The sequence below is a fragment of the Cupriavidus sp. UBA2010 genome (assembly GCF_002335265.1).
In the GTDB taxonomy this organism is placed as follows: Bacteria; Pseudomonadota; Gammaproteobacteria; order Burkholderiales; family Burkholderiaceae; genus Cupriavidus; species Cupriavidus metallidurans.
On the sequence record NZ_DDCI01000023.1, the window covers coordinates 160,796 to 181,553 of the forward strand.

Genomic DNA, 20,758 nt, shown 5'->3' on the forward strand with positions numbered 1-20,758 from the left:
CGTAGAGCGCGCAATGCCGAAGATCAGGCCAATGCCGGATAGTCGACGTAGCCGTGCGGGCCAGTACCACCGTAGAGCGACGCGTCCTCGAACGGACTGTTCAGCGGCTGGTTCTCACGGAAGCGACGCGGCAGGTCGGGGTTGGTGATCATCTTGCGGCCGAACGAGACCATGTCGGCACGGCCACTGCGGATCGCTTCTTCGGCCATTTCCTTGCTGTAGCCGTTATTGAGCATCCACACGCCCGAGTACAGGCGGTGCAGCGCCTCGTAGTCGAACGGCACGTTGTCGCGCGGGCCACCCGTGTAGCCTTCGACCACGTGGATGTACACCGGATGGAGTTTTTCCAGCTCACGCACGACGTATTCGAACAGCGGCTGCGGATTGCTTTCCACCGCATCGTTGACCGGCGACACCGGCGCCAGTCGGACACCCACGCGATCGGCACCGATTTCGGCAGTCACCGCCGCCATGACTTCAAGCAGGAAGCGGGCGCGGTTCTCGATACTGCCGCCGTAGGCGTCGGTACGCTTGTTCGTGCCATCGCGCAGGAAGGCATCGAGCAGATAGCCGTGCGCGCCATGCACTTCGACGCCATCGAAGCCAGCCTTGATCGCGTTGGCTGCGGCGACGCGGAAGTCATTCACGATCTCCGGAATTTCCGAAGCTTCCAGCGCGCGCGGCAGCGAGCATTCGACGTAGCCCTGGCCATTGATATACGTCTTGGCATTGGCCGCAATGGCCGAAGGCGCCACCGGTGCCTGATTGTCCGGCTGGAAATGCGAGTGCGACATGCGACCCGTATGCCAGATCTGCAGGAAGATCTTGCCGCCTTGCGCGTGCACGGCGTCGGTTACCGTCTTCCAGGCCGCGATCTGCTCGGGCGTGTAGACGCCGGGGGTGTTCGTGTAGCCCTGGGCAGTCTCCGAAACCTGCGTGGCTTCGGCGATGATCAGGCCGACGCTGGCGCGCTGGCGGTAGTACTCGACCACCATCTCGGTCGGCACCAGATCGTCATCGGCGCGGCTGCGCGTGAGCGGTGCCATGGCCATGCGGTTGGCGAGTTCGATACGGCCCAGCTTGATCGGCTGAAACAGGGCTTCGGTGAGGAATGCTTCGGTCTGTGCACCCATGAATGACTTACTCCAAGGTTGGACTGTGGTGGATGCCGGCCGCGGCGGCCGGCTGGAACAGGTGGTCGAACATCAGGTCGACGCTGCGGCGCAGCGGGGCAACCGAGCGTTCAATCTTCATACGCAGCAAGGCGCCTTCCCACGTATCCCAGACGAGCCCCGAGAGCTCGGCTGACGCGATATCGGCGCGGATCTCACCATGCGCCTGGGCAAGGCTGATCATGCCGGCCAGCCGTTCGCGCCAGGCGAACTGGGCGTCCTGCAGCACGGCCCGACAGGTATCGCTCGTCAAGGCGATCTCGGCAGCGAAGTTGCCGATCAGGCAACCCGCCTGCGTGGGGCAGCATTCGTGATAGGCAATCATCCGCGTGAAGACATAGCGGATCGCCGCCATCGGCTCGGGCGGGGCGTCCTCCATCATGGCTTCCCATGAGCGGTGCAGATAATCGGCGTACTCCGCGATGATCGCTGCCGCGAACGCTTCCTTGCTTTCGAAGTGGTTGTAGAACGAGCCCTTCGGCACGCCAGCGTGATCGGTGATCTGCTGGATGCCGGTGGCGTTGTAGCCGTGGTGGGAGAACAGTTCGCGACCCGCCTTGGTCAGGCGGTTCGGAATGTCGGTCTTGTCTGATGTACGAGCCATGGCGGAAATAATATGACCAGTCGTCTTAAAAAGTCAAACGCCTGAATCGTCACTATTTCCGCCATTGGCCGTGGGCCTGGCGGCCCTGCTCCGCCCAGCCTAGTCCAGATGTGCGCCAGACTGCTCAATCAATTGCTTGGACTTGGCGCCTTCCGCCAACGCCCATTTGCGGAATTCATCCGGCGACGCAGAAGGCAGCGCCTGGTTGCCTTGCGCCGCGAGCTTCTGCACCACCTCGGGATCGCTCAATGCCTTCTGGCTTGCGGCAAAAAGCTTGCGCACGACATCGGGCGGTAGATTGGCCGGGCCAAACAACCCGAACCAGAACGTGAAGTCGTAGCCCTTGACGCCGCTCTCCGACACTGTCGGCAGGTTCGGCAGCAAGGGCGACCGCTTCTCCGACGTCACGGCCAGCGCCTTGAGCTTGCCGGTCTCCACCATCGGCAGCACCGACGGCGGCGTGGCGAAGATCATCTGCGCATCGCCAGCAATCACGGCCGTCACGGCCGGCGCGCCGCCCTTGAACGGCACGTGCTCCATCCGCGTGCCGCCGAGCTTGTTGAAGTAGACGCCAGCCATATGCGGCGCCCCGCCGCTGCCGGATGAAGCATAGAAGTACTTGCCGGGATTCTGCTTCGCCTTGGCGATCAGTTCCTGCACCGACTTCACACCGATATCGTTATTCACCGCCAGGACCATCGGCGCGATGGTCCAGCGCGAGATTGGCGTGAAGTCCTTCTGCCCGTCGTAGCGAATCGTCTTGTAGAGGACCTTGTCCGCTCCGAAGAGGTTCGCGCTACCCATGAAGACCGTATAGCCATCGGGCTCGGCGCGGGCTGCCGCTTCCGCCGCGATGGTCGTGCCGGCGCCGGGCTTGTTGTCGATGATGATGCTCTGCCCCAGGTCCCGGGACATTCTCTCCGCGACGATGCGCGCCACGGCATCCGCGCCGCCGCCCGGCGGGAAACCGACGATCAGCCGGATCGGTTTGGTTGGATACGCGGCAGGGCCCTGCGCCCACGCCAGCGTCATCGGCACCAGCAACGCGGCGGCGATGCATACCCTCGATGCCTTCGCAATCTTCATGCTTCTGTCTCCATTTCGGTTCTACTGATGAAAGCCGGCTCCCTGGACTAGTTGCCCTGGAACCTTGGTTTGCGCTTTTCCCTCCAGGCCAGCGCGCCCTCCTTGATGTCAGCCGATTGCGCGGCGCGTGCAACGTCGACAGCCAGTTCCTCGACATCGAGCACGCCCCGGGCAATCCGGTTGAGGTGTTTTTTCATCCCAAGCACCGCGAGCGGCGCCATGCTGGCGACCGTTTCGCTCAGCGCATCGACGTTCGCGTCGAGGTCGGCAGCGTCGACCAGCGATGTCAGAAAGCCGCAGCGCAGCAGTTCGTCCGACTCGAGCCGGGCCGCGGTCAGGAAGAGCCGCTTGGCCGTGTCCAGGCCGAGCCTGGTCACGTATCGCTCCATGCCACGCTTGTAGAAATGCAGGCCGAGACGCGCGGCGGGCATGAACATGTCGGTCGTCGGTACGCCAACGCGGAAGTCGCACGCGAGCGCGAGATCGGTGCCGCCGCCATAGACGCCACCGTTAAGCGCGGCGATGGTGACGGGTCGGCAGTCCTCGACCGCGTTGACGAGTTCCTCAAAGCCCGACCCACGCTGACCCGCCGCGAGCTTGCCGATATCGAAGCCGCTGCAGAAGTACTTGCCGGTGCCACGAATCCGCAGAACGAGCGCTTCGCTGGCGTTCACCGTTTCGATATGGCGATGAATCTCGTCAAGGTCATCGGGCCCAAGGCGATTGGCGACGTCGGGGCGCTGGAATGTGATGGTGGCAACTCGCCCTTCGATGGCGAGCGAGGGCAGTCCGGATGTGTCGGTCATGGGAGGTTTGGGGATGAAGGTGTGTAAAGGCGCTCACGCAGCAAATCTGTGCATGCGCAAGCTAACGTTATGTGTACATAAACGACGAAAAAGATCGAACTCCGGGCCGGAAGGCGGCCGGAAAGCGCCGGCAGCAGCGTAGAATCGCCACATCTACAGCGATGAACACAGGCATGTCGGAAGAAAAGAAGAGCCGCACCGAGACCATCAGGTCCGAGATAGAGCAGGAAATCCTGTCCGGGCACCTGCCGAGCGGCACCCAGATCGATGAACAGCAACTGATCGACCGTTTCGGCGTGTCCCGCACGCCCGCGCGCGAGGCGCTGATCCAGCTCGCCTCGGCGGGACTCGTCACCCTGGTGCCGCGCCAGGGCGCGATCGTGTCGTCGATTACATTGCGCGACTACGTCGCGCTGAGTGAGATCCTGGTCCAGCTGGAATCGCTTGCCGCCCGACTCGCCTCGCGCCGCATGACACCGGCGGAGCGGGACGCGCTGGAGACCGCGTACGAAGCGTGCGCGGCCGCGCAGGGAGATGCCGAGGCCTACCGCGCCGCCAACGACGAATTCCATGGCGTGCTCTACGAGGGCAGTCGCAACGACATCCTGGCCAAGCAGATCCGCACCATGCGCGCGCGGATGCGTGGCATGCGGGACTACCGCTTCGAGCACCCCGCGCGCGTTCGCGCATCGCTGGCCGAGCACAAGGCCGTGCTCGACGCGATCAAGGTTGGCGACGAGGATGCCGCCGCCGAAGCGATGGTCCGGCACATCTCCGCGGGCGGCAATGTCTATGCCGACATGATCGCGGCGATGCCCGACGATGGCGCGGCGGTCAGCCGCGGACGTCGCCCGTAAACACATCACGCGCATCACGCCGCGACCGGATGAGCGCAGTCGTGGACCACGGCGTTGCGTAGCAGGTCCTCGATCTCTCCCGCGGCAAATCCAAACTCCTGCAGCACCGAACTGGAATGCTCGCCCAGCGCGGGGGCCGGGCCGGTCAAGCTGGCGTTGCCCCCGTCGAACAGGACGGGTAGCCCCAGCGCGCGCGTCACGCCGCCGCCTGGCTTGCGGGCTTCCATGACCATCCCGACTGCCTTCGCCTGCGGATGCTCCAGTGCCTGCCCCACGTTCTGAACCGGGCCGACAGGCACCCCCACGGCATCGAATCGCTCCACCCACGTCGCCACGGGCGCGCCCCTCAGGACATCGGTGATCAACACTTCAAGTTCGGCACGGCGCGCGAGTCTTTCCGCCGCGCTGTCGAAACGCGGATCGGCCTTCCACTCCGGATGGCCCAGCACGTCGGCGATGCGCTCCCAGTTGGTCTGATTGGCGCCCCCGAGCGCGATACCGCCATCAGCGCATTGATACACCTGGTAAGGCGCGATGAGCGGATGCGCCGTGCCGACCGGCTTCGCAATCGCCCCGGTCGAGAAGTAGGCCGCCGCGTACCAGTAAAGCTGCTGCATCGACGCCTGCAGCAGCGAGGTCTCGACGCGCGAGCCCTCGCCCGTGCGTAGCCGGTTGATGTACGCGGCCAGGATACCGAATGCGGCCAGGATGCCAGCATTGACATCGGCGATCGACATGCCCGGCTTGACCGGGTCGCGGCCCGGCTCTCCCGTCACGCTGATGAGCCCCGAGAACGCCTGCAGAATCAGGTCGAAACCGCCCTTGCTGGCCAGCGGCCCCGTCCGTCCGTATCCGGTAATCGAGCAGTAGATCAGGGCCGGATTCACCTCGCGCAGCACGTCGTAGCCAAGGCCCAGTTTCTCCATCACTCCCAGACGGAAGTTCTCGGTCAGCACATCGGCCTGGGCAACCATCCGCTTGAGCACGGCCTTGCCCTCTTCCTTGCGCAGGTCAAGTCCGAGCGACCGCTTGCCGCGATTGACAATCAGGAAGGAAGGCGGCAATCCGCTGTCGCCCGGCCGACGGTACTTCCGCGCGTCATCCCCGGCAGGAAATCGCTCGATCTTGACCACGTCGGCCCCGAGATCGCCCAGCATCAGCCCACAGGTGGGGCCCGCCAGAATCTGTGACAACTCAAGCACTTTTACGCCAGCCAGCGGGCGAAACTCATTGGCTTCCATTTTTTGCATACTTTGACGCTGTTAATGTATGCGGATGGTACACCAAAATATTTCAAATCAAAAAGGCGAAATTTCGGCGGCTGGTGAACCTCGGTTCAGGCCAACGCCACCCGGCCGGGCCAACGCTGGCGACACACCGCCGCCAGCAGCAGCACCGGCAGAAAGACGCACCAGAAACTGACCGCCTGATAGGCAAGCGCGCCGAGCACCGCGCCGGCGGCAAACCCCACCACGGCTGGCAGCATCTTGCGCAGCCGCGTGACGATCGCCCCGGTCTGTTCCGGGCTGGCGGAAGTCAGATCGACGAGATCGATCACGACCTGGGTGGTATTGCCAGTCATGATGGTGGTCGGCCCCAGGTCGGCCAGCGCGGTACGGGACAACGCGTTCTGGATGCCCATGGCCACCACGGCCAGCATTCCCGCAAGCGTGGACGGCAACGCATTGGCAGTCAGGCCAGCGCCAGCCTTCGCCCAAAGCCCGGTGCCGATGAACAGCAGCAGGAACAGGCATTCGATGGCGAGCAGCAGCGCAACCACCGGACGCTGGCGTCGCGCGAAATTCGCCTCGAGCACACGTGTGGCGGCCACCGCGATGACAAAGGCCGGCAGTGCCAGCAGCTTGGTCGCCAGGCCGTCCGAGTTCCCAGTCAACTCCACGCCGATCATGATGAAGTTGCCGGTCACGTGGGCCGTGAACAGCCCGAACAGGGCGACAAAGCCAACCACATCAACAAAGCCTGCGACAAACGACAGCACACAGCCGTGCATGCTGGCCGGAATAGGTTTCTGGTTCTCGAGCGCCATGATTCCCTTGTAGTGGTCCCTCTATCGATCAACGTCGATTCCCGTCCGTGCGACGCTTCACTACTATAGGAATCAAACCAACGGGGGAGCGCGAGATGACAAGAGTTGGCGTGTGGCACTGGCTGCGCCCCCTGGCGACGATAGCGGCGTTGGCGGCCTCGGCCACCTGCCTGGTCGGCACGGCCAACGCCCAGTCATCCGTTGTGATTTACGGGCGACTCAATACGGCCGTCGAGTACGCGTCAGCCTCCACCGCGACCGATGGCACCCACCTGGGCGGCACTGCGCGGCTGACCAACAACCGGTCCGTCTTCGGTATTCGCGGCGAGGAAGCGCTCGGGTATGGGCTCAAGGCCATCTGGCAGGTCGAGAGCACGCTGTCGATCGACACCGGCGCGGGGCAGATCGCCGCGCGCGACACGCGGCTCGGCATGGCCAGCCCGTATGGCACCGTATTCATGGGCAACTGGGATACGGCATATACCACCTCGACCAAGACCCTCGACCCCTATTACCCGACCACCGCCGGCTATATGTCGATCATGGGCAATGGCGCGGCCGCCACCACGGACAACGTCCAGAACACCAACTCGTTCGACCGGCGCCAGCAGAACTCCCTGCATTACCAGTCGCCGCAATGGCACGGGTTAAGCGGCGCGATGACCTGGGGCCTGCCGGAAGAAAAGATCAGCGTGCCGCGTAATCCGGCGCTGTACTCGTTCGCGGGTGCGTACGAACGCGGCCCGCTCAGTGTGTCGATGGCCTACGAGATCCATCAGCACTATCAGACCGCCGGCCGTAACGACGATGGCATGAAGGTCGGCGTCTCCTACCAGTTCCCCACGACGACGATCGCCCTGGTGTACGAGCGATTGCACTATCGCACTGCCACCGGCGACCTGACGCGCAACAGCTATTACACCTCACTGGTCCAGAAGCTCGGACCCGGCAGCGTGAAGATCGGCTTCACGTTCGCCAGCAACGGCGCGGGCAATGCGACCGAGACGATTGGGTCATTCCATGCCGGCCCCGAGACCGGCGCCACGCAGATCACTGTTGGCTACGACTATCCGCTTTCCAAGCGCACGTCGATCTATACCTACTACAGCCGGATCAATAACAAGCGGAACGCCCTCTATGACTTCGCCATCAACGGTCTGGGCGTGAAGGCCGGCGCCGACCCGCAGACCTTTGCACTGGCCATGCGGCATAACTTCTAGCACCCGAGCGCGCCGTTCCGCCATGGGCGAAAGGAAGCGACGCCCAGGCAAGACGCCACTCCCTGCCCGACTGCCACCGGCAGGCCGCTCAGCTAGCGATACACAACTTCAGCCGAACAGCTTGTTCGCGGTCTTCGCGATCAGTTCGCCCTGGTGGCGCGCACCCGCGAGTTCGATGGCGCTCGGCTGACGCTGCCCTTGTCCACCAGCGATGGTCGTCGCGCCATACGGCGACCCGCCGACGATTTCATCCAGCGTCATCTGCCCTTGATGGCTGTACGGCAAGCCGACGATAGTCATGCCGAAGTGCAGCAGGTTGGCAATGATCGAGAACAGCGTGGCTTCCTGCCCGCCGTGCTGAGTGGCAGTAGACGTGAAAGCGCCACCGACCTTGCCGTTCAGCACGCCGCGCATCCACAGGCCACCGGCCTGATCGAGAAACGCGGCCATCTGCGAGGAAATGCGCCCGAAGCGCGTTGGCGTGCCGACCACGATGGCGTCGTAGTTAGCCAGATCCTCCACCGTGGCTACCGGCGCTTTCTGGTCGACCTTGAAGTGGGAAGCCTCGGCTACCGCCGCCGGCACCGTTTCCGGTACCCGCTTGACATCGACGGTAGCGCCGGTGGCGCGAGCGCCTTCAGCGACTGCCTCCGCCAGGGCTTCCACGTGCCCGTAGGTGGAGTAATACAGCACCAGGACCTTGGACATTTGCAGACTCCTTCATGAGGTTTCTATGGTTCCGGCAACGCCGGAGGGATTCGGCAGCGCCAGCCTTTGGGGCGGGCGCGCCACGACTCAAGGCAATTCGTCGAAGAAGAGATAAACGGCGACAATGCGGCCGTCCCTGGCAACGATGAAGTCGGTACCCGCATACGCAGGCGCTTCGCCAGGACGCCCCGATACCCATCGAATGCGCCCCCCGTCCCCCGCCACCTCGGGCTCGGCAATCGGCTGATACCGGAAGTCCGGATGCGACGCCTTGATAACACCTGCAATCCTGTCGATCGCGTCGCGGCCACGATGGACACCGCTGTTCGGATCGTAGAACACGCTGTCGTCAGTAAAGATATCGTCGATGGCGCGGCGCCTGCGCGCCGGATCGATTTCGCCGAAGACCTCTTCAAGATTGCGCCGCAACAGCGTTGGAATACTGTTCTGCATTGGTTGCCTCCTGCAGGCAATTCGTCATGCTTGCCAAGCAAGCGCCGATATCAGTTCGCCCGCAACGCCGTCTTGCGCGGCGCCGGCCCCGCAAGACGCGCGTCCAGGCTCCATGCGCCCGCGCCAAAGCTGGCGATCTGCAAAAGGCCGCCCGCGATCATCAGATTCTTCAGGAAGTGAATCATCTGATTCTGATCGGCGAAGTTGTGATGGAAGAAAACGGCTGTCGCCACACAGAATGCCGCCATCACTAGCGACGCCGCGCGCACCCGATAACCCGACAACAGCATCACGCCGCCGCCCACCTCGACCGCCACCGCGATCAGGTATGCCAGCGGCGCCGCCGGCAGGCCGACTGCGGAAATATAGCCAACGGTTCCGCCATATGCGGCCAGTTTGCCGAGACCGCTCATGAGAAATGGCGCACCGAGCAGGATGCGGCCGAGTAGCGGGAAGTACTTGTTGTGTTCCATGGTCATGTCCTTTCAGACGAAAGTGCTTCGAGGTGGATGGATCAAGTGACTCTCAACAGGTTTCCACCATCACCAGTTCAGAGTGTTCAAGCGCCGCGACGTCGATGGATGCGGCGTTCGTGATCGCCACCCCATCGCGTCGCCCGACGAACTCGCCATCCACGGCGATACGTCCCGAAGCCACCACGAGGTAAGCGTTGCTGTGTGGAGCGAATGAATGTGTGAGGCGATCGCCGGGCCCGAGCGTCGCGGCGAGAAGCCGAGCATTCGCACGGATCGGCAGTGCGTCGCCGTCGCCGGGAAATCCACTGGCCAGTACCGCGAAGCGTCCGGATCGGTCAGCCTCGGGAAAAGGCCGGGTCTCCCATCGCGGGTCACCGCCACGCTCGCGCGGCAGCAGCCAGATCTGATAGAGCCTGAGCGTCTCGCTGCCGCGGTTGGACTCGGCGTGACGAATGCCACGGCCGGCACTCATCACCTGAACCTGTCCCGCCCGGATCGTGCCGGTAGAGCCCAGCGTGTCGCGGTGTTCGAGCGTCCCCTGGCGGACATACGTGACGATCTCCATGTCGCGGTGCCCATGAAGCGGAAAGCCTCCATCGACCGCTATCTCGTCGTCATTCCAGACAATCAGCGAGCCAAGCGGGCGATGCGCGGGGTTGCCAGCGGCATCGACCTGGAAGTGGTGCTTCGCGCGGAGCCAGCCATGATCGGCTGCATCCAGTGATTCCCAACGCCGGTGTACGAGCATTTCCATCCCCTCGGTCAGGCCGTCCGCGATCGACCGGCTCTCCCATCGACCCGCACGATTTAGCGTGGTCTCTGGTTGGGATGAATGCTAGACAAGCAACGACAACGGCGAAATATCCGCATTTGCAAAGCATCGTTGCCACCAGTAGGATGATCCGATCATCCTGAAGGCCCCTCCACATGGATCAGATACCGGACCTCAACGACCTTCGGCTGTTCGCCGAAGTGGTGGATCGCGGCAGCTTCACTGCCGCCGCCCGTAGCCTTGGCCAGCAGACATCGAAACTGAGCCGGCGCATCCGCGCGCTGGAGGAGGCGCTTGGCGTGCGCCTGCTGAACCGCACCAGCCGCAGCCTGTCGCTGACGGAGACCGGGCGGCACTTTCACCAGCACTGCCTTGCGGTGGTGGCCGAAGCCAGGGCCGCCAAGGAGATCGTCGACCAGACCCGCTCGCAGCCGCAGGGCACCGTGCGGGTCAGTTGCCCGGTTGCGCTTCTCAGCTCGGGCGTCGCCGAGACGGTTTCCCGTTACGTGCGCGACAACCCACAGGTGCAGGTTCTGATCGATGCCACCAATCGCCGCGTCGACGTCATCGAGGAAGGGCTGGACTTCGCGATCCGCGTCAGGCCCGCGCCGCTGGAGGACACCGACCTCGCGGTCCGGCAACTGGGCTTGTCCACGTTTGTCCTTGTCGCAAGTCCGGAACTGGCAAGGCTGCACGCCCCGCCAGCCTCGATCGAATCGCTACAGGACTGGCCGACCATTGCCATGGCCAGCAACAACGAGCGATACATCTGGAATCTCGTCGCTGCCGCCGGAAAGGAGCGTGCTTTCGCGCACCGCCCCCGACTCGCAACGGACGATATCGCTAGCCTGAGAATCGCCGCGATGCTCGGCGTCGGCGTGGCCATGCTGCCGCGGGAATTCATCGAAGAAGATCTGCAGTCTGGCCGGCTGCTGCATCTGCTGCCCGAGCTGGCCTCGACAAGTGGGCTCGTGCACGCGATCTTCCCGACGCGGCGCGGCATGGTGCCCGCCGTGCGCCATTTGCTCGATGCCCTCGTCGCCGGATTCGAAGTCGCGAATCAGAAGCGATAGTGGATTACCCTTAGCCCAACTCCCGTCCCATCATCCAGCGCTTGTAACGCCTTGTCTGGCAGGCGTTGGCCATTTGCTGCACGACCAGTGCCCTGAGCGGGGAGACCCGTGGATGCGTGCCGCGTCCCTGGCTGAGCCGCTTGAGCTGGAACTTGACCACGGCCATGTTGGCCAGCGAACCCAGCACCTTGTTCTTCCATGTGATCGGGCGGAGCGCGGGCGCGTTGTTCCTGCCCGCCAACCAGTCGCGCGGCAGGTTGGGATCGATGGACAGCGCGGTAGCGATGCCAACCATCGCAATGCCGCTATCGACCACCTGGTCGGCCACGGCGCGGCGACGGATACCACCCGTGACCATCAGTGGCATCTGCGCGATGGCAGCGATATCGCGCGCAAAGGCCAGAAAGTACGCCTCGCGCTCGAGCGTGCGGCCATCCCGCGCCTGCCCTTGCATGGCCGGGGCTTCGTAGCTGCCGCCCGACAGTTCCACCAGATCGACGCCGAGCGGATTGAGCAGTTCAACCACGCGCTTCGCGTCATCGGGGCTGAATCCCCCGCGCTGGAAATCGGCCGAGTTCAGCTTGACGGACACCACGAAAGCCGGCGACACCGCCTGCCGCACCGCACGAACGATGTCGAGCAGCAGGCGCGCGCGGTTCTCAATCGGGCCGCCCCATTGGTCCTGTCGCCGGTTAGCCAGCGGCGACAGGAACTGACTGAGCAGATAGCCATGGGCCGCGTGGATCTGCACCCCAGTGAAGCCGCTCTGCTCGGCCAGTTGCGCGCTGCGGACGAAGCGCTCGCGCACATCGTCGATGTCGGCTGCCTTCATCTCCCTGGGAACGGGAAACTGCTTGGACAACGCGCCCAGTTCCAGCGGAACGGCTGACGGCGCCAGCGTGGTCTGTCCCAGCGCGGCGGGCATCTGGCGGCCGGGGTGGTTGATCTGCATCCAGGCGTGGGCGCCGTGCGCGCGCGCGATCCGCGCCCATTGCCGGAAGCGATCCAGATGGGCGTCGTTCTCCAGCACGACGCCATTCGGTCCGGTCATCGCCCGGTGATCGACCATGACATTGCCCGTAAGCATCAGGCCAGCGCCTCCCGCGGCCCAAGCTTCGTAGAGGCGCAGCAATGCGTCAGATGGCGCATGGTCCGCATCGGCCATGTTCTCTTCCATGGCGGCCTTGGCCAGGCGGTTGGGAATGACTGCGCCGTTGGGCAGGGTGAGAGGCGTGAACAGTTTCATGGCTGGGGTTCGCAGGCATTTGCGCATTGCGTTGACGACTGCGTAACCCTAAGCTTAAAGTCAACTTTAATGTCAAGTCCCCCTGGAACACTGCAGATGAAGATTGGAGAACTGGCACGCCTGAGCGGCGTGGCCGCCTCGCGCATTCGGTTCTACGAGGCAAGTGGCCTGCTCCAGCCGGCACAGCGGCAGGCCAATGGCTACCGCGAGTACGCCCCGGAAACGCTGACACGGCTGGAGATCATCCTGCGGGCCCAGAACGCCGGCTTCTCGCTCGACGAAATCCGCGCCATCCTTCCGACCCATCTCAACGACTGGCCGCGCGAAAAACTGATCGAGGTATTGCGGCGCAAGGCCGGCGAGATCGAATTGTTGGAACAGCGGCTGGCAGGCACCCGGCGCGACCTGCTCGCGCTCGCCCACGACATCGAGAACCTTGCCGACGACGAAGACTGCTCGGGACACGCGCGGCACGTGCTGGGGCAGATGGATCAGCGCTCCGGGCGCTGATCCATGCTGTTTCATTCAACGGTTACACCGATTACGCCGGGCATATCCCGTGCGTAGCCCGGCGATGCTGGACCAAAGTCCCCTACCCGATCCAGGCGTCGATTGATAGGCTTAGCTGCAGTGGCTCCCACGAGCCGCGTGTGGCTTGACGCCTGTGCAAAGAGGAAAGGACCAGGAAGCCACTCCGGCATCGGCGATATCAACAGGCAAAGCACGATCGTCAAGGCCGAACACGTCACGGAGGTGGCGCATGACCCGCACCGATCTGATCGCCTGCCCCGAATGCGACCTGCTCCAGCGCGCATTGCCCGTGCCCGTCAAGGGCACGCTGCGATGCTGCCGCTGCGACGCTGAACTTGCCCGCAACCGCCCCGACGGCCAGGAGCAAGCGCTGGCCCTTGCGCTAGGCGCGCTGGTGCTGCTGGGCATCTCGAATCTCTATCCGATCGTCGGTCTCTCCGTCAGCGGCACGCTGGTGCAAACGACCCTCGCTGGCGCGGTGCGCGTGCTGTTTCACGGCGACATGTGGCCGCTGGCCATCCTGGTCCTTGTCACGACCATCGTGATGCCGGTGCTGCAGACCGTGGGCATGTTGTGGATCCTGCTGCCGCTGCGTCTGGGTCGCAAGCCCTGGTTTGCGCCTCAGGTGTTGCGGCTCTGCCATCAGGCCGAGTCCTGGGGAATGACCGAGGTGCTGATCCTTGGCCTGCTGGTGGCCCTGGTCAAGCTCGCGCACATCGCGTCGGTAGTGCCCGGCGTCGCACTTTGGTCGTTCGGCGCGCTGATGCTCGTGCTGGTCGGGGCCCACACGGCCTTCGACCCGCATTCGCTATGGGCACACTTCTCGGCAGTGCGCGCAACCGGCGGTGCACGCGCGCATCTGGAACAGCCAATCGTTTCGGGCCCCATCACGGCGGCGTATTGCGGCCTGCTTTCGTGCCACGATTGCGGACTGCTGACCAGCGCCCACACGCGTGACCATGCGCTGGCCTGCCCGCGATGTGGCGCGACACTGCATAGCCGCAAACCCGCGAGCCTGACACGCACCTGGGCATTGCTGATTTCCGCCATCGTGCTGTACATCCCCGCCAACGTACTGCCGGTCATGTACACGAGTTCGCTGTTCGGCGCGGAGAACGACACGATCCTGAGTGGTGTCGCATACCTGTGGACATCAGGCTCGTGGATGCTCGCGATCGTGGTGTTCATTGCCAGCATTGCGGTACCGATGCTCAAGATCCTCGCGCTCGGCTACCTCGCCTTCTCCACGCAGTTTCATTCCACCTCTGCGCCGAAGCGCCGCACGAAAATCTATCGCGTGGTGGAGTTCGTCGGCCGCTGGTCGATGCTGGATATCTACGTGATCACCGTGCTCGTCGCACTGGTGCAATTCAAGGCCCTGGCCACGATCCAGGCCGGCCCCGCCGCCATCGCCTTCGGCGCCGTGGTGGTACTGACCATGTTCGCCGCGATGACATTCGATCCGCGGCTGATCTGGGATGAAGCGGAGCATCAAACATGACCAGTCCAGGCCAGGACCCCGATACCCCGGACTTCCCCGAAGCCGTCGCCAAGGCGCCATCGCGCTCGCGCTGGCGCCTGCAGCTCATATGGCTCGTGCCGATCATCGCCGTGCTGATCGGCGGCTGGCTCGCGGTGAAGGCCGTGATCGAACAAGGACCGACGATCACCGTCAGCTTCAAGACCGGCGAGGGCCTGGAGGCCGGCAAGACCAAGATCAAGTTCAAGGACGTCGACATCGGCATAGTCAAGTCGGTGGCGCTCTCCCCCGATAGCAAGCGCGTGGTGGTGACCGCCGAGATCGCCAAGGACGCCGGACGCCTGCTTGTCGACAACACGCGTTTCTGGGTGGTGCGGCCGCGCATCTCGGGCGGGTCCGTTTCCGGCCTCGGCACACTGCTGTCCGGCTCGTATATCGCCACCGATACCGGCACGGCGACAGCGACGCGCCACGACTTTGTCGGGCTCGAGACGCCGCCCGCATTCACCAGCGATGTGCCGGGCCGCGAGTTCACGCTAAAGAGCGAGGACGTGGGCTCGCTCGATGTCGGTTCCCCGGTCTACTTCCGCCGTCTTCAAGTGGGACAGATCACCGCGTTCGACCTCGACTCCGACGGACGCGGCGTCACGCTCAAGGTGTTCGTGAACGCCCCGTACGACCGGTTTGTGCAGCAGGGCACACGCTTCTGGCACGCCAGCGGCGTTGACGTTTCGCTCGATACGAGCGGCTTGCGCGTGAACACCCAGTCCGTGGTGTCGATCCTGATCGGTGGCATTGGCTTCGAGACCCCGTATGAAGCGCAGGACCAACCTGCTGCAGCGGCAGGATCGACCTTCGCGCTGTTCCATGACCGTGTCACCGCACTCAAGCGCCAGGACAGCGTCGTGCATCACTACGTGGTCAATTTCACGGACACGGTGCGCGGCCTGGCCGTCGGCGCTCCGATCGAGTTCCGGGGCATCGTGATCGGCGAGGTCACCGGCATCTACACGCGCTACGATCCAGCGACGCGCAAGTTCAGCATCCCGGTGGAAATAAACTTCTACCCGGGACGATTCACGTCGCGTTACCGCACCGGCGCCGCCTTGGGCCCGGTAGCCGAAAATCCCCGCGAGCTTGGCGACTTCCTGGTCTCCCAAGGGCTCCGAATGCAATTGCGGAATGGAAACCTTCTGACCGGGCAACTTTATATCGCGCTGGATTTCTTCCCCAACGCACCCAAGGCCAAGATCAACTGGAACGAAAACCCGCCGGAGTTTCCGTCCATCCAGGGCGATCTGCAGTCGCTGCAGCAATCCCTGACACGCGTTGTCGCGCAACTGAACAGCGTGCCCTTTGCGCAGATCGGCCAGAACACCAAGGACATGCTTCGCAACGCGACGTCGCTATTGACGCGGCTGGACTCAGAGCTCGTGCCGCAAGCACGCGACACGCTGGCATCGGCACGCTCCACGCTCGACTCCGCCAACACCGCGCTCGGCCCCGACTCGGCGCTGCAGCAGAACACGGCGGACGCCATGAAGGAACTCGCCCGTACCGCCGCCGCGCTCCGCTCGCTTGCCGACTATCTGGAGCAACACCCCGAAGCGCTGATACGCGGAAAATCGGAGGACAAGCCATGAAACGCGTGACAAGGTCGATCGCCAGCGCAAGCGTGGCATTCGTGGCGCTCATCGGGCTGCTGGCCGGCTGCAGCTCGCCGAAAGCGCGGTTCTACACGCTTGATCCGGACAACACTGTGGAGCGTGCCTCCACCGCGACACCAGTCCGTGTCGTCGTCGGGCCGGTGACGATACCGGATCTGGTCGACCGGCCTCAGATCGTGACACGTGTCTCGGCCAATGAAGTCAAGGTCAACGAATTCGCACGCTGGGCCGAGCCGCTCAAGTCCGAAATCTCCCAGGTCATTGCCGCCGATCTGAGAACCATGCTGGGGTCCGATCAGGTGACTGTCGTCGATACGGGTTCGAATGCAATGCCGGCCTGGCGTGTCCGCGTGGATATCCTGAGTCTGGATACGGAGCCGGCCGTCGCCGTGTCGATGGATGCGCTATGGACCATCCAGCCGCCGGGGAAACAGCCGGCGATCGCCGGGCGCTCGGTGGTACGCGAGGCCGTTGCCGGCGATGGCTTCGAGGCGATCATCTCGGCGCATAACCGCGCCCTCGCCTCGGTGAGCCGCGATATCGCCACGTCGATTCGCACCCCGTCGGGCCGCTGAGCGCCCAGAGCTGTCCGGCGCTGTCCGGCGGCTCAGCGGATAACCGAGTGAATCGGCGCGTCAGTCCAGCAGATCGGAGTAATCGCCCTGCGCGTAGCCGCGTGTGCGAGACCAGGGCGCGCTCGCCGGCGTCGCGACCGACGTGACACGCGTGATCTTCTTCTGTGTGCCGCTCGTGTTGAGCGACTGCACCAGGCGCGGATACTGCCCGGCCACATCCCATTGCACCGTCACGCGCTCGTCGCCGCGGCGGGCCGTGTATTCCTGCACGCCATCGCGTACGGGCCCGTTGGCCTTCATCGTCTTGAGCAGGGCGGGGTCGAGCAGATGGCTCGCCGCGGCCCAGGAACCATCGAAACCGATATTGCCGTAGTCACCCTGGCGCACCTCGAAGGTCTTGCGCATCTGATCGCTGACGAGCCGAACATTGAGTTCGCCGTTGGGCTTGCGTTCGATCCAGCGCGCCGCCGTGGAAACATCCATGTGCTTGTGGCCCTTGTCACCTGCCGCATGTTCTGCCTCGTCATGCGCATGCCGCACGCTCGCCGGCACTTCGCGCTCGATCCAGACCGAGTCACCGTTGCGATAGACACGCTCGCCGAACGACACATCACGCTTCACGCCATCCTTGCCGAGTGCCGACAGTTCGTGCTGCACGCGCAGCGCGAGTGGCCTGCCCGAATCCGTAGCCGTGGCCGCGAGAGCCGTCGACGAGGCGCATACGCCGAGCGCCAGCAGAACGAACTGGCCGATTGCCTGCTTCACGCCGGCTTGTTTCATGCTGGCTTGCTTCATGTTGATCATTGCCGTGCTGAAAGTGGAAAGCGCACGCCGGCGAACCGGCGTGCGTCATGGCACGGGCACGTGAAGTGCCCGTGTCGGGTACGACTAGGATCAGAGACCCAGGGCCGACTTGACCACACCGAACACCTTGGTGTTGTCGAGGGTGCCCTTCAACGGCGCGCTGCCGGGGCCGGTGGAGAACAGCATCACATCGCCGCCACCGTGCGTTTCGGCACCCGGGGAACCCAGGTTCACGCCAACTTCCTGCAGATAGTCATTGGCGGTGGTGTCCACCAGCGACGGGTTGTCGCGGGTAGCCTTGCGCGGGGTGCCACCGTTGCCGAACACCAGCGTGGTGTAGGGCAGACCGTCGGCCGCCAGGGCGGTCTTCTTGGTCTTGTAGTCGGTGGCCGTGGCCAGGATCGGGTTGCCGCGGTGCGAGTAGCCGTTGATCGTCATCGTGTGATCGTGATCGGCGGTGACCACGATGATCGTGTTCGACAGATCGACCATCGACAGCGCGCGCTTGATGGCGTCGTCGAAGGCGATGGTGTCTTCCAGCGCGCGCTTGGCGTTGGTGCCATGCAGCGCGTGGTCGATACGGCCACCCTCGACCATCAGGAAGTAGCCGTTGCCGTTCTTCGACAGCAGCTCGATCGCCTTGGCGGTCATGTCGGCCAGGCTCGGCTGGGTAGCGCCTTCGCCCTTGCCCGCCACGCGGTCGATCTCGTACTCGAGATGGCTCGTCGTGCTGAACAGACCAATCAGCTTGTTGCCGCTGGCCTGCATCATCTGGTCGCGCGTGGCGGCCACGGCGTAGCCCTTGGCGGAGAACTCCGTCAGCAGATTGCGGCCATCGGCACGGCCCTTCTTGTTGGTCGTGGCGTCAAACGGCGTCCAGTGGTTGCGTCCGCCGCCCATCAGCACGTCGACACCGTCACCCAGCGCCGTGTTGAAACCCGCGCCGCCCGGCACCGCTTGCGCGGCGATGTCGTACTGCGCATCGCGATGGCAGATGTGCGAGTACGTAGCGGCCGGCGTGGCGTGCGTCAGCTCGGTCGTGGTGATGGCGCCGGTCGCCTTGCCGCGCGCCTTGGCCAGTTCCAGCAGCGTCGGCACCGAAGTACCGTTGGTCGGCAGGCAGTTGTTGATGGTCTTGTTGCCGTTGCCGTCTGTGCCCGGCGCGGTCGCCTTCGTGTCCGGGGACATCGAGATGACCTCGTTGTTCATCTTCACGCCGGTCATGTAGGCAGCCATCGACGGTGCGCTGTCGGTGGTTTGCGCGTCGTTGGAGAACGTCTTGATGCGCGCGGTGCGCTTCAGCGATTCCATCGTCAGCTTGCCCGATTCGCCGTACTTGTAGATACGCGATGCGGTAACGGTGGCGGGGCCCATGCCGTCGCCCAGGAAGAAGATGACGTTCTTGGCCTCGCCAGCGGCGTGCGCCGCGGGCATCGTCAGGCAAGCGCTGGCCGCCGCGGCCGCCAGCATTCCGATACGGGTAGTGATTTTCATGTCGATATTCCGTTGTGCGGTGATGGCGGGTTGGCTCAGAGTCCGATTGCCTTCTTGATCAGGCCGAACACCTCGATGTTGTCCATCACACCGGTGAAGCTGGTGGCCCCGTTGCCCATGGCGCCGATGAACACATCGGTGCCACCGTGGGTTTCACCACCCGCGGGCATCGGAATCACAGCTTCCTGGTGATAGGTCTTGTCGAAGACCTGCACATCGGTCAGCGCGGTACGCGTGGCCGGACGGTTCTCGCCATTGCCGAAGCCGATGATCGAGAACGGGTTGCCGGTCGAATCGAGCTTGGCCGAACCAGTCACGTAGTCCTTGACCAGACCCAGCACGCCAGGGTTGGCATCGCTGGTCTTGCCCGTGCGCTTGGCATAGCCGTTCAGGACCAGGGTGTGGTCATGGTCGGCGGTGACGACGATCAGCGTGTTCTTCAGGCCCGGGTCGATGACGTTGAGCTTGTCGATGGCAGCCTTGATCGCGTCGTCGAATGCGGCGGTGTCCTGCAGCGCCTTGCGGGCGGTGGTCTCGTGCAGCGCGTGGTCGATACGGCCGCCTTCCACCATCAGGAAGAAGCCCTTCTTCTTGGCAGCCAGCACGTCGATGGCCTTGCCGGTCATTTCTGCCAGGCTCGGCTCCTTCGCCGGATCGCGATCGAGGTCGTAATCCATGTGGCTCGCGTTGAACAGACCCACCACCTTGGCGGAGCTGGCCGTGATCTTGTCGAAGTCCGACTTGCTGGCAGCGTAGCTATAGCCAGCCGTCTTGAACTCGCCGACCAGATCGCGGCCGTCGGTACGCTTGCCGCCTGCGGCCGTAGCCAGGAAGTGCTGGCGGCCGCCGCCGAAGATCACGTCGACGCCATCGGTCAGCGCGCTGTTGAAGCCGGCGCCCTTCGGTACCAGTTGCGCAGCGATAGCGTTCTCGCCGTCGCGGTGGCAGATGTGGGCGTAGGTGGCCGCCGGCGTGGCGTGCGTAATGCGCGTGGTGGTGACCACGCCCGTGCCGTAGCCGGCAGCCTTCATCTGCTCGAGCAGCGTCGGCACGCTCTTGCCGTTGCCCGTCGCGGGGCAGGTGCTGTCAGCGCCCGACACGTAGGCCTTGCCATTGGCGTCCACGGCGCTCGTTTCCGGAGTCATCGAGATGACTTCGTTGTTCATTTTCACGCCGGTCATGTAGGCGGCCATCGACGGGGCGCTGTCCGTGACCTGGGCGTCGTTCGAGTACGTACGGACGAAGCCGCTTTCCGGCATCGTGTCGATCGTCAGATCGCCTTCCTCGCCCACCTTGTAGATACGCGCGGCGGTCAGCGTCGTCATGCCCATGCCGTCGCCGAGGAAAAACACGACGTTCTTGGTCGGCGTGGCGCCGCCTTGTGGCTGCTCGATCGGCGGCGTCGTGCCACCGTTGTTGCCGTTGTTGCCATTCGACGCCGCGGCGTTGTTGTCATCGCCGCCGCAGGCCGCGAGGGCGACCGACATGGCGGCTGCCGCGAGTACGGAAATCCTTCTCATTATGGTGTCCTCCCTGTTTGAGACGGACTGGAGGATGCATGAGAAATGTGGCAGGAAGATTACTACTTGATTCTTCTGAGAGACATTCTTGGCTGACCCAGAATGGCAGCCATGTTGCAGCGCATCCGTTACATGGCCGTGGCAACAGGCCGGGTTGCCGCGCGGAA

General features: G+C 64.0%; 21 protein-coding genes. 7 read left to right on the plus strand and 14 right to left on the minus strand.

Features of this window, described 5'->3' with window-relative positions:
* Positions 1–23 precede the first annotated feature (23 nt).
* From B2246_RS18375 to B2246_RS18390, 4 genes are all read right to left on the minus strand, one after another.
* On the minus strand, positions 24–1,133 hold the full coding sequence (locus tag B2246_RS18375; protein ID WP_286882566.1) for an alkene reductase: 1,110 nt from the start codon (positions 1,131–1,133) through the stop codon (positions 24–26).
* A 7-nt stretch (positions 1,134–1,140) separates the two neighbouring features.
* Positions 1,141–1,776 carry a TetR/AcrR family transcriptional regulator gene (locus B2246_RS18380; protein WP_011518597.1) on the minus strand — a complete coding sequence of 212 codons (636 nt, stop codon included), beginning with the start codon at positions 1,774–1,776 and terminating at the stop codon, positions 1,141–1,143.
* A gap of 99 nt (positions 1,777–1,875) precedes the next feature.
* Positions 1,876–2,862, minus strand: a complete 987-nt coding sequence (locus B2246_RS18385) for a Bug family tripartite tricarboxylate transporter substrate binding protein (protein WP_215243070.1) — start codon at positions 2,860–2,862, stop codon at positions 1,876–1,878.
* A gap of 47 nt (positions 2,863–2,909) precedes the next feature.
* A complete protein-coding gene (locus B2246_RS18390; RefSeq protein WP_286882567.1) occupies positions 2,910–3,668 on the minus strand; it encodes an enoyl-CoA hydratase/isomerase family protein in 759 nt (252 codons plus the stop codon).
* Positions 3,669–3,841: 173 nt separating this feature from the next.
* Here B2246_RS18390 and B2246_RS18395 point away from each other — a divergent pair, with 173 nt between their 5' ends.
* Entirely contained in the window at positions 3,842–4,525 is a 684-nt protein-coding gene (locus B2246_RS18395) for a GntR family transcriptional regulator (protein ID WP_008644299.1), read from the plus strand.
* Between the two features lie 14 nt (positions 4,526–4,539).
* On the opposite strand, the gene B2246_RS18400 is transcribed toward B2246_RS18395, so the two are convergent.
* The gene (locus B2246_RS18400; RefSeq protein ID WP_008644300.1) at positions 4,540–5,766 is read right to left on the minus strand and encodes a CaiB/BaiF CoA transferase family protein; all 1,227 of its coding nucleotides are present in this window, start codon (positions 5,764–5,766) and stop codon (positions 4,540–4,542) included.
* 95 nt (positions 5,767–5,861) lie between these two features.
* The gene (locus tag B2246_RS18405; RefSeq protein ID WP_186425682.1) at positions 5,862–6,572 is read right to left on the minus strand and encodes a YoaK family protein; all 711 of its coding nucleotides are present in this window, start codon (positions 6,570–6,572) and stop codon (positions 5,862–5,864) included.
* 95 nt (positions 6,573–6,667) lie between these two features.
* Between B2246_RS18405 and B2246_RS18410 the strand changes: the two genes are divergently transcribed.
* The gene (locus tag B2246_RS18410; protein WP_286882568.1) at positions 6,668–7,792 is read left to right on the plus strand and encodes a porin; all 1,125 of its coding nucleotides are present in this window, start codon (positions 6,668–6,670) and stop codon (positions 7,790–7,792) included.
* Between the two features lie 108 nt (positions 7,793–7,900).
* On the opposite strand, the gene wrbA is transcribed toward B2246_RS18410, so the two are convergent.
* The 4 genes from wrbA to B2246_RS18430 all read right to left on the minus strand — a co-directional run bounded on the left by wrbA (position 7,901) and on the right by B2246_RS18430 (position 10,177).
* On the minus strand, positions 7,901–8,500 hold the full coding sequence (gene wrbA, locus B2246_RS18415; protein ID WP_008644303.1) for an NAD(P)H:quinone oxidoreductase: 600 nt from the start codon (positions 8,498–8,500) through the stop codon (positions 7,901–7,903).
* 87 nt (positions 8,501–8,587) lie between these two features.
* Positions 8,588–8,953: a nuclear transport factor 2 family protein gene (locus B2246_RS18420; RefSeq protein WP_008644304.1), complete on the minus strand. Its 366-nt coding sequence runs from the start codon at positions 8,951–8,953 to the stop codon at positions 8,588–8,590.
* 50 nt (positions 8,954–9,003) lie between these two features.
* Positions 9,004–9,426, minus strand: a complete 423-nt coding sequence (locus B2246_RS18425; protein ID WP_008644305.1) for a DoxX family protein — start codon at positions 9,424–9,426, stop codon at positions 9,004–9,006.
* A gap of 52 nt (positions 9,427–9,478) precedes the next feature.
* Positions 9,479–10,177: a pirin family protein gene (locus B2246_RS18430; RefSeq protein ID WP_035883356.1), complete on the minus strand. Its 699-nt coding sequence runs from the start codon at positions 10,175–10,177 to the stop codon at positions 9,479–9,481.
* 179 nt (positions 10,178–10,356) lie between these two features.
* Between B2246_RS18430 and B2246_RS18435 the strand changes: the two genes are divergently transcribed.
* Positions 10,357–11,274: a LysR substrate-binding domain-containing protein gene (locus B2246_RS18435; protein ID WP_286882569.1), complete on the plus strand. Its 918-nt coding sequence runs from the start codon at positions 10,357–10,359 to the stop codon at positions 11,272–11,274.
* 10 nt (positions 11,275–11,284) lie between these two features.
* Here the strand turns inward: B2246_RS18435 and B2246_RS18440 are convergent, their stop codons facing one another.
* On the minus strand, positions 11,285–12,520 hold the full coding sequence (locus tag B2246_RS18440; RefSeq protein WP_286882570.1) for an NADH:flavin oxidoreductase/NADH oxidase family protein: 1,236 nt from the start codon (positions 12,518–12,520) through the stop codon (positions 11,285–11,287).
* Between the two features lie 96 nt (positions 12,521–12,616).
* Here B2246_RS18440 and B2246_RS18445 point away from each other — a divergent pair, with 96 nt between their 5' ends.
* The 4 genes from B2246_RS18445 (at position 12,617) to B2246_RS18460 (ending at position 16,773) form a co-directional block, all read left to right on the plus strand.
* The gene (locus tag B2246_RS18445; RefSeq protein ID WP_286882571.1) at positions 12,617–13,030 is read left to right on the plus strand and encodes a MerR family transcriptional regulator; all 414 of its coding nucleotides are present in this window, start codon (positions 12,617–12,619) and stop codon (positions 13,028–13,030) included.
* A gap of 250 nt (positions 13,031–13,280) precedes the next feature.
* On the plus strand, positions 13,281–14,552 hold the full coding sequence (locus tag B2246_RS18450; protein ID WP_008644312.1) for a paraquat-inducible protein A: 1,272 nt from the start codon (positions 13,281–13,283) through the stop codon (positions 14,550–14,552).
* Entirely contained in the window at positions 14,549–16,174 is a 1,626-nt protein-coding gene (locus B2246_RS18455) for an intermembrane transport protein PqiB (protein WP_035883220.1), read from the plus strand. Before B2246_RS18450 ends, B2246_RS18455 begins: the two co-directional genes overlap by 4 nt.
* Positions 16,171–16,773: a PqiC family protein gene (locus B2246_RS18460; protein WP_008644315.1), complete on the plus strand. Its 603-nt coding sequence runs from the start codon at positions 16,171–16,173 to the stop codon at positions 16,771–16,773. Before B2246_RS18455 ends, B2246_RS18460 begins: the two co-directional genes overlap by 4 nt.
* A 60-nt stretch (positions 16,774–16,833) precedes the next feature.
* Here B2246_RS18460 and B2246_RS18465 read toward each other — a convergent pair whose 3' ends face one another.
* The 3 genes from B2246_RS18465 to B2246_RS18475 all read right to left on the minus strand — a co-directional run bounded on the left by B2246_RS18465 (position 16,834) and on the right by B2246_RS18475 (position 20,591).
* Complete coding sequence (locus B2246_RS18465; RefSeq protein WP_051705427.1) at positions 16,834–17,568, minus strand: hypothetical protein; 735 nt, start codon at positions 17,566–17,568, stop codon at positions 16,834–16,836.
* A gap of 99 nt (positions 17,569–17,667) precedes the next feature.
* Positions 17,668–19,071, minus strand: a complete 1,404-nt coding sequence (locus B2246_RS18470; protein WP_008644319.1) for an alkaline phosphatase — start codon at positions 19,069–19,071, stop codon at positions 17,668–17,670.
* A 35-nt stretch (positions 19,072–19,106) separates the two neighbouring features.
* Positions 19,107–20,591: an alkaline phosphatase gene (locus tag B2246_RS18475; protein ID WP_035883218.1), complete on the minus strand. Its 1,485-nt coding sequence runs from the start codon at positions 20,589–20,591 to the stop codon at positions 19,107–19,109.
* Positions 20,592–20,758 lie beyond the last annotated feature (167 nt).